Annotated in this window: 8 protein-coding genes; 3 read left to right on the forward strand and 5 right to left on the reverse strand. The window is 72.1% G+C overall.

Annotation, left to right across the window (positions count from 1 at the left end; translation table 11 throughout):
• Positions 1–8 precede the first annotated feature (8 nt).
• Entirely contained in the window at positions 9–1,697 is a 1,689-nt protein-coding gene (locus tag ABZY12_RS34045) for a DEAD/DEAH box helicase (RefSeq protein ID WP_356897288.1), read from the reverse strand.
• Between the two features lie 516 nt (positions 1,698–2,213).
• Here ABZY12_RS34045 and ABZY12_RS34050 point away from each other — a divergent pair.
• Positions 2,214–2,948 carry a ferritin-like fold-containing protein gene (locus tag ABZY12_RS34050; RefSeq protein ID WP_356897290.1) on the forward strand — a complete coding sequence of 245 codons (735 nt, stop codon included), beginning with the start codon at positions 2,214–2,216 and terminating at the stop codon, positions 2,946–2,948.
• A 48-nt stretch (positions 2,949–2,996) separates the two neighbouring features.
• On the opposite strand, the gene ABZY12_RS34055 is transcribed toward ABZY12_RS34050, so the two are convergent.
• The 4 genes from ABZY12_RS34055 to ABZY12_RS34070 all read right to left on the reverse strand — a co-directional run bounded on the left by ABZY12_RS34055 (position 2,997) and on the right by ABZY12_RS34070 (position 4,909).
• Positions 2,997–3,266, reverse strand: a complete 270-nt coding sequence (locus ABZY12_RS34055) for a hypothetical protein (protein ID WP_356897292.1) — start codon at positions 3,264–3,266, stop codon at positions 2,997–2,999.
• A gap of 243 nt (positions 3,267–3,509) precedes the next feature.
• Complete coding sequence (locus tag ABZY12_RS34060) at positions 3,510–3,737, reverse strand: DUF3107 domain-containing protein (protein ID WP_356897294.1); 228 nt, start codon at positions 3,735–3,737, stop codon at positions 3,510–3,512.
• A gap of 150 nt (positions 3,738–3,887) precedes the next feature.
• Positions 3,888–4,547, reverse strand: a complete 660-nt coding sequence (locus ABZY12_RS34065) for a TetR/AcrR family transcriptional regulator (RefSeq protein ID WP_356897296.1) — start codon at positions 4,545–4,547, stop codon at positions 3,888–3,890.
• Between the two features lie 146 nt (positions 4,548–4,693).
• Complete coding sequence (locus ABZY12_RS34070) at positions 4,694–4,909, reverse strand: hypothetical protein (RefSeq protein WP_356897298.1); 216 nt, start codon at positions 4,907–4,909, stop codon at positions 4,694–4,696.
• A 136-nt stretch (positions 4,910–5,045) separates the two neighbouring features.
• On the opposite strand from ABZY12_RS34070, the gene ABZY12_RS34075 reads away from it, so the two are divergent.
• Positions 5,046–6,035, forward strand: coding sequence for an alpha/beta hydrolase (locus tag ABZY12_RS34075; protein ID WP_356897300.1), 990 nt, complete (start codon positions 5,046–5,048; stop codon positions 6,033–6,035).
• Between the two features lie 8 nt (positions 6,036–6,043).
• Positions 6,044–7,444 carry a DUF3152 domain-containing protein gene (locus tag ABZY12_RS34080; protein WP_356897302.1) on the forward strand — a complete coding sequence of 467 codons (1,401 nt, stop codon included), beginning with the start codon at positions 6,044–6,046 and terminating at the stop codon, positions 7,442–7,444.
• The last annotated feature ends 183 nt before the right edge of the window (positions 7,445–7,627 follow it).

Here is a 7,627-nt window from a genome sequence, read left to right on the forward strand (position 1 = left end):
TTTTTTACTCATCCGCCCACCCCCTCTATCACCACCTGCTTGTTTACACTCTTCCCCCCCCCCACCCTCTTCCGATCGCCGGCGGCCGCGGCGGCCGCGGCCGCCGCCGTCTCCACGGTCTGGAAGGTCACGGTGTCGGCCTCGGGCCTGGCGATCCGGGTACGACGACGGCGCGGCTTGGGCGCCTCCTCGGCCACGGGAGCCACCGGAGCGGCCGTGGCCACCGGAGCGGCGGGGACCGAGGAAGCGGCGGGGACCGAGGGGGCCTCCGCCACGGCCTGCGCGGTCGACGCGGCGCCCGTACGGGTGCGGCGACGGCGGCGCGGGGTGCGCGGCTCGGCCGGGGCGTCGGCCGGGGTCTCCTCCGTCACCGGGGCGGCGGCAGCGGCCGTCTCCTCCAGTACGGTTCCGCCCCGCGTACGACGACGCTGACGCGGCGTGCGCGTACGGGCCGGGCTCTCCTCGGCCTGGGCGGCCGGGGCCGCCTTCTTCCGGCCCCGGCCACCGGGCTCGCCCAGGTCCTCCAGCTCCTCCGCGCCCAGACCCGCACGGGTCCGCTCGGCGCGCGGCAGGACACCCTTGGTGCCGGCCGGGATGTCCAGCTCCTCGAAGAGGTGCGGGGACGTGGAGTACGTCTCCGGCGGGTCCGGGAAACCGAGGTCCAGCGTCTTGTTGATCAGCTGCCAGCGCGGGATGTCGTCCCAGTCGACGAGGGTGACGGCGATGCCCTTCGCCCCCGCGCGGCCGGTGCGGCCGATGCGGTGGAGGTAGGTCTTCTCGTCCTCGGGCGACTGGTAATTGATGACGTGGGTGACGCCGTCGACGTCGATTCCGCGCGCGGCGACGTCGGTGCAGACCAGCACGTCCACCTTGCCGTTGCGGAACGCCCGCAGGGCCTGCTCGCGGGCGCCCTGGCCGAGGTCGCCGTGGACCGCGCCCGAGGCGAAGCCGCGCTGGGCGAGCTGGTCGGCGATGTCGGCCGCCGTCCGCTTCGTACGGCAGAAGATCATCGCCAGCCCGCGGCCGTTGGCCTGCAGGATGCGGGAGACCATCTCCGGCTTGTCCATGGAGTGCGCGCGGTAGACGCGCTGCGTGGTGTTGCGCACGGTCGCGCCCTCGTCGTCCGGCGAGGTGGCGTTGATGTGCGTGGGCTGCGACATGTAGCGACGGGCCAGACCGATGACCGCGCCCGGCATGGTCGCCGAGAACAGCATGGTCTGACGCTTCGCCGGAAGCATGTTGATGATCTTCTCGACGTCGGGCAGGAAGCCCAGGTCGAGCATCTCGTCCGCCTCGTCCAGGACCAGGGCCCTGACGTGGGAGAGGTCGAGCTTGCGCTGGCCGGCCAGGTCGAGCAGGCGGCCCGGGGTGCCGACGATCACGTCGACGCCCTTCTTCAGCGCCTCGACCTGGGGCTCGTACGCCCGGCCGCCGTAGATGGCGAGCACGCGGACGTTGCGGACCTTGCCGGCGGTCAGCAGGTCGTTGGTGACCTGCGTGCACAGCTCACGGGTGGGGACGACCACCAGTGCCTGCGGGGCGTCGGTCAGCTGCTCGGGCCGCGCCCGGCCGGCCTCGACGTCCGCGGGGACGGTGACGCGCTCCAGGAGCGGCAGTCCGAAGCCGAGCGTCTTGCCGGTGCCGGTCTTGGCCTGGCCGATGACGTCGCTGCCGGAGAGGGCGACCGGAAGGGTCATCTCCTGGATGGGGAAGGGGGTGACGATGCCGACGGCTTCGAGCGCCTCGGCCGTCTCGGGAAGGATCCCGAGCTCTCGGAAAGTCGTAGTCAGGGTGCTGCCTCTTCTGTGAGACGCGGCGTGAGGCGAACGAAGGGGGTCGTACCGTGCCGGTTCACTTCCGGCCGGATCGGACACAACCCGGATCGGATCGATCCTGGATCGTGAAGACCACAACCGGGGTGGCGCGGGACCACTGCCGTCGCTCGAGCGTCTTGCCGCTGAGGGACCCTTCCGCGGTGCGCGGAGAGGGCTGTCGGGTCGGAGCCAGTCGGGCCACCGACCGGGCATCCTCATTCATGAGATGGCCCACCGGGTACGTCCGAACGTGCGAAAGCATGTCCGCATACTCAGCAGGCGCTTTATCACTGTACCCCGGATTCGCGCAGGTGTGTTGGGAGAATTCGTAATGAGGGCGCGGTCACAGTGACTGACCAGGGCCTTCCTCGGTCCGGGGAGCGGGCTATTGTGCGCTTCATGGAGACGCCTGACAACGCCACACCGGCCGAGGAAACCACCGGGATCGCCGCCCAGGACTGGGCCACGGCATCCGCCGAGCCGCAGTACCGCGCCGCGGTCGTCGACCTGCTGGGCGCGCTGGCCTACGGCGAGCTGGCGGCGTTCGAGCGGCTCGCCGAGGACGCCAAGCTCGCGCCGACCCTCGCCGACAAGGCCGAGCTGGCGAAGATGGCCACCGCCGAGTTCCACCACTTCGAGCGGCTGCGGGACCGCCTCACCGCCGTGGACGCCGAGCCGACGGCCGCGATGGAGCCGTTCGCCAAGGCGCTCGACGACTTCCACCGCCAGACCGCGCCGTCCGACTGGCTCGAGGGTCTGGTCAAGGCGTACGTCGGCGACTCGATCGCCAGCGACTTCTACCGCGAGGTCGCGGCCCGGCTGGACTCCGACACGCGCCGGCTCGTGCTCTCCGTGCTCGACGACACGGGCCACGGCAACTTCGCCGTGGAGAAGGTCCGCGCCGCGATCGATGCCGACCCGCGGGTCGGCGGACGGCTCGCGCTGTGGGCGCGCCGGCTGATGGGCGAGGCGCTCTCCCAGGCCCAGCGGGTGGTCGCCGAGCGCGACGCCCTGTCGACGATGCTGGTCGGTGGCGTGGCCGACGGCTTCGACCTGGCGGAGGTCGGCCGGATGTTCTCCCGTATCACCGAAGCCCACACCAAGCGCATGGCGGCCCTCGGCCTGGCCGCTTAGGCGTTCGACCGGGGGCGGCGGCGGGGGCGGTGCGTGGGGCAGCGCTGTTCACGCCGCCGCTGATCGGCGCAGCCGGCGGGAAGCCGGACGGATCAGCAGCGAGAGCAGTACGGCCGAGACGGCGAGCGCGCCGAACAGGGTCGCCAGGACATGGCCCGGCCCCAGCGCCCCATGGGTGACCAGGGCGCCGAACACGGCGCCGAGCGAGCCCGTGGTGAGGACGACCCCACGTGCGGGGAGGCGGTCGGGCAGCCGGTGCACGGCGGCCCAGGCCAGGGCGAGTCCGAGCAGAGCGGAGCCGAGAGCTTCCAGGAACACGGGATCACCTCGCGTGCGGAGCGTGGCGGGCAATTCGGTCGTAGGCGGTCCTACCCGGGCCGCGCGGAAAACAACCCTCCCTCGCCCCCCTCACCAGCGCATTCGGCCCACATGCCACGTGACATGCCGATACCCGGTGAGACGGGTCAGGCCGAGGCGGGGTGCCGATGCCTGGTGTGGCACGGCAGACGGAAGGCCCGGCGGACCAGGTCCGCCGGGCCTTCCGTCGTATGGACGTACGTCTCAGAGCGCGCCGAAGCCGACCCGGCGGACCGCCGGCTCGCCGATCTCCACGTACGCGATCTTCTCGGCCGGGACCAGGACCCTGCGGCCCTTCTCGTCCGTGAGGCTGAGCAGCTGCGCCTTGCCGGCCAGCGCGTCGGCCACGGCGCGCTCGACCTCCTCGGCGGACTGCCCGCTCTCCAGAACGATCTCCCGGGGTGCGTGCTGCACGCCGATCTTGACCTCCACGGCTATGTCCCTCCGAACGGTCAGCGTTGCGCGTTTCCCCGCGCCGTACGCTGCACACATTAGCCCGGTGAGGGGACACGCACGGCGCAGCCGCTCAACGCCAGGAGCGAACAGCGGCGACCCGGACGGGCGGGCCGGCGGCGCGGAGCGTCAGTGACCCTCGGCGCTCAGCTGGCCGTCCGCCGGGTGCAGCGGGAACCCGGCGATACCGCGCCAGGCCAGCGAGGTCAGCAGCGCCACCGCCTTGTCGCGCGGGATCGCGGACTCGCTGGAGAGCCAGTAGCGCGCGACGACCTGCGAGACCCCGCCGAGGCCCACGGCCAGCAGCATCGACTCGTCCTTGGACAGACCGGTGTCCTCGGCGATGACGTCGGAGATCGCCTCCGCGCACTGCAGGCTGACCCGGTCCACGCGCTCGCGCACGGCCGGTTCGTTGGTCAGGTCCGACTCGAAGACGAGCCGGAACGCGCCGCCCTCGTCCTCGACATAGGCGAAGTACGCGTCCATGGTCGCCGCCACCCGGAGCTTGTTGTCCGTGGTGGACGCGAGCGCGGTGCGCACGGCCTGGAGGAGCGCCTCGCAGTGCTGGTCGAGAAGTGCCAGGTAGAGCTCGAGCTTGCCGGGGAAGTGCTGGTACAGCACCGGCTTGCTGACACCGGCGCGCTCGGCGATGTCGTCCATCGCGGCGGAGTGGTAGCCCTGTGCGACGAACACCTCCTGGGCTGCCCCGAGGAGCTGGTTCCGTCGGGCTCGGCGCGGCAGGCGCGTGCCCCGAGGGCGTGCTGCCTCTGTCTGCTCGATGGCTGTCACGCCGCCTCCCAAAATCGATCCATGCGCGCTGTGGCGCCGCGCCCGCCATCGTACTTTTGGGTAACCCGGCTGTGCGCGGTGCGGACGCAGAATTTCACGGACCGGACGCCCGGGGCGATCGGCAATTCAACGTTAAACCGAACAAATCAGCGGTAGTCGTCTTCGTCCAGCGTGACCACTCGTGCCTGTTCAGAGGCGTCGGCCTCGTTCGCCGACTCCTGTTCCAGATGGGTGGGCGGCTCGTCCTCACGCTGCTGCAGTTCGGTGTGCTGCTCGGCCGCGTCGGCCTCAGGGGTTTCTTCGTCGAGCACGACGGCCTCTTCCCCGGCGAATGTGTCCGGCTCGTTCGGATCGACAGTCATACGGTTCCTCTCCGGCGCGCGGTTCCTCTCCGATGACTCTGTCCTTCGAGCGTAGAAGCACACTCCGCTCGGCGCACCCGATCCTGTGACGCCCCACACACGCGCCACCGCGTGATCGTCTCGTAATATTGCGGCCATGTCGTCGACCGAGCTGCCGGAGACCCGGACCGCCGTCGCACCGCCCGGGTCGCGGAACCGCACCGTGCGGGTGGCCGACGGAGAGGAGCTGCGCTCCGTCGCGCTCCCCGGCCTCACCCTCACCGTGCGCGCCCGCCCGGGCAACCGTCCCGGCCTCGCGCCCGCGCTCTACGTCCACGGCCTCGGCGGCTCCTCCCAGAACTGGTCGACCCTGATGCCGCTGCTCGCGGACCACGTCGACGCCGAGGCGGTCGACCTTCCGGGCTTCGGCGACTCCCCGCCGCCCGACGACGGCAACTACTCGGTCACCGGGCACGCCCGCGCCGTCATCCGCCTGCTCGACGCGGGCGGCCGCGGCCCGGTCCACCTCATCGGCAACTCCCTGGGCGGCTCCGTCGCCACCCGGGTCGCCGCCGTCCGGCCCGACCTCGTGCGCACCCTGACCCTGATCTCCCCGGCCCTTCCCGAGCTGCGCGCCCAGCGCAACGCCTGGCCGACCGCGCTCCTCGCCCTGCCGGGCGTCGCCTCCCTCTTCTCCCGGCTGACCAGGGACTGGACGCCCGAGCAGCGGGTCCGCAGTGTCATGGCCCTCTGTTACGGAGACCCCGGCCGGGTCACCGACGAGGGCGTCCAGCACGCGGTGGAGGAGATGGAACGGCGCCTGGAACTGCCGTACTTCTGGGACGCCATGGCCCGCTCCTCGCGTGGCATCGTCGACGCGTACACCCTCGGCGGCCAGCATGGACTGTGGCGGCAGGCGGAGCGGGTGCTCGCCCCGACGCTGCTCGTCTACGGCGGCCGTGACCAGCTCGTCTCCTTCCGGATGGCGCGCAAGGCGGCCGTGGCGTTCCGCGGCTCGCGGCTCCTGACCCTGCCGGACGCCGGGCACGTGGCCATGATGGAGTACCCCGAGACGGTCGCCCAGGCCGTACGGGAACTGATCGAGGACAACGAAGAAGCCGGCACAGACGACAGCGGCGGGAGCTGATCCGGGGCGTGGGACGACATAGTCGGAGGGGCTCCGCGCCCTCTCCCGCCGCCGAAACGGGCCGGCAGGAGGCCGCAGGGCCCGGGGCGGGGACGGGACGCCGCAGGCGGGCGCCCGGCCAAGGGGCGTACGAACAAGAGACGTACGGGCGGGAATCGCACGGGCAGGAACCGTACGGACAGCAGGCGTACGGTCGCGAGACGAACGGGCAAGAGACGTACGGACGTGGCGGAGGCGGCCGCTCGGCCCAGGGGCAGACGTACGGCCGGACGGTGACCGCCTACGGGCAGGGCGCCTGGGACACGCCGGCGCACGGCACCACGGGGTACGCCGCTCCCACCGACTCGCCCGTACGGGGAGGGCATCCCGACCGCGACGACGCGGCCTCCCGGGCCGAGCAGCACGGCGATCGGCAGGGCGCCCCCCGTACCGCGCCGCGACCGACGGGCCCGCAGGCTCCGTTCATCCCCGGCCCCCGGCGTGAGGCCCCCGCCGTGGCGCCGACGGGGACACCCACCGAGGTGCCCACCGACGACCGGCCCGAACCGCCTCCGGAGCAGGAGTCGCGGCCCGCCGGGAGCGGCGGCTTGGGGCGCACCCTGACCGGTATCGCGGCCGCCGCCGTCACCACCGTCCTCGCCATCGTCGTGGCCGGTCAGGTCGCCGAACGGCAGTCCGGCAACCCTCTCGCCCGCGCGGCCGACGACCCCGCCGGCCGGGCCGTCGACGGCACCGCCTCGCGCTCCGACGACCGCGTGACCCCCGCGAAACCCGTGCCGTCCGAACAGGCCCGGCCGGCCGCGCCGCCGACGTACGAGCAGTTGATGACCCGCCAGTTCCCCCTCGACCCCCAACTGCGGGGCTCGGGCGACTTCGAGGCCGTCCCCGGCTTCGACAAGGCCCCCGGCAAGGGGCGCAAGGTCCGCTACCGGGTCGACGTCGAGAAGGGGCTCGCGCTCGACGCGAAGCTCTTCGCGCGGGCCGTGCAGACCACCCTCAACGACGAGCGGAGCTGGGCGGGCAAGGGCGCGATGACCTTCGAGCGGATCTCCAGCGGAGAGCCGGAGTTCGTGGTCACCCTCGCCAGCCCCGGCACCACCGGTACCTGGTGCGCGAAGTCCGGTCTGGACACCACCGTCGACAACGTCTCCTGCGACTCCGCCTCCACGTCCCGCGTGATGATCAACGCCTTCCGCTGGGCGCGGGGCGCGGAGACCTTCGGCGCCAAGGCGATGCTGGCCTATCGCCAGATGCTCATCAATCACGAGGTCGGCCACCGCCTCGGGTACGGCCACGTGAACTGCAGTACGCCCGGCGCGCTCGCACCCGTGATGCAGCAGCAGACCAAGTCCCTGGAGATCGAGGGCATCAAGTGCCGCCCCAACCCGTGGGTGCACCCCGGTGGTTGACGGACGGCGTCAGGGCTGGCCGTAGTCTGACCGAGCGTGACCGTCCCACTGCTTAGCGCGACAGAACGCGTCCGGGGTGGGAAAGTTACGTGCATTCACCCCTTCCGGTGGGGGGGGGGGGGGCCGGGGCACACCGCCCCCCCCCCAACGCGGGGGGTATTTAACGCGCAGAGGGGGGGGTCC

Origin of the sequence: Streptomyces sp. NPDC006551 (assembly GCF_040611675.1) — a bacterium.
In the GTDB taxonomy this organism is placed as follows: Bacteria; Actinomycetota; Actinomycetes; order Streptomycetales; family Streptomycetaceae; genus Streptomyces.

Coding starts and splice junctions, on each gene's coding strand:
- ABZY12_RS34045 (WP_356897288.1), bottom strand. CDS start 1,697: ATGACCCTTCCGGTCGCCCTCTCCGGCAGCGACGTCATCGGCCAGGCC.
- ABZY12_RS34050 (WP_356897290.1), top strand. CDS start 2,214: ATGGAGACGCCTGACAACGCCACACCGGCCGAGGAAACCACCGGGATC.
- ABZY12_RS34070 (WP_356897298.1), bottom strand. CDS start 4,909: ATGACTGTCGATCCGAACGAGCCGGACACATTCGCCGGGGAAGAGGCC.
- ABZY12_RS34075 (WP_356897300.1), top strand. CDS start 5,046: ATGTCGTCGACCGAGCTGCCGGAGACCCGGACCGCCGTCGCACCGCCC.